This is a genomic window from Mesorhizobium sp. M2A.F.Ca.ET.039.01.1.1 (genome assembly GCF_003998035.1).
GTDB lineage: Bacteria > Pseudomonadota > Alphaproteobacteria > Rhizobiales > Rhizobiaceae > Mesorhizobium.
In genome coordinates this window covers 1-487 of the sequence record NZ_RZRY01001504.1, presented here as the reverse complement: position 1 = coordinate 487, position 487 = coordinate 1, and the positions used below count along the sequence as shown (strand labels likewise).

Annotated in this window: 1 pseudogene; it reads left to right on the top strand. The window is 64.5% G+C overall.

Annotation, left to right across the window (positions count from 1 at the left end):
* A pseudogene (locus EOA24_RS40665) lies at positions 1-487 on the top strand (hypothetical protein); the annotation flags it as partial.

The window sequence follows — 487 nt, the reverse complement described above, 5'->3', positions numbered from 1 at the left end:
GCATCGGGGTGACCTGACCGGCGAAACCGCGGATGAATTTGCGGCGGCACTCACCCGAGACGACAGCGTCGCAGCAGGCCGCCTGGCCAATGCGCGCGAGCTCGCCGAGATCCGCAGCACAAACCGCAACCTCGCTGAAGCCGCGGCCAACATCGCCCATACGCGCGACCAGCTTGCACGCATCGGCTCCGACCGGAAGGCCGTGCTCCTGGAAATTCGCGCAGCGGCAAGTGACCTGCTCGCAAACCGCCAAGAGACTTCTCCCGAACAGATGATCGAAGTGATCGAGGATAGCATTGCTGCCCGGAACCATGCGCTCGCGGCATGGGAGGAGAGCGAGCTTTCCCGCAAGAAGACCGAGCGCGCGGTCGATGAGGAAGGTCGGATACGGCTGGATCTGAGCGACGCGCTGGCGAGCGTCGGCGTGGGTTCCGATCCTGGTGACAGCTTGGAAACGGCCATGGCGGTGGCAGAGCTGTTCCTTGAG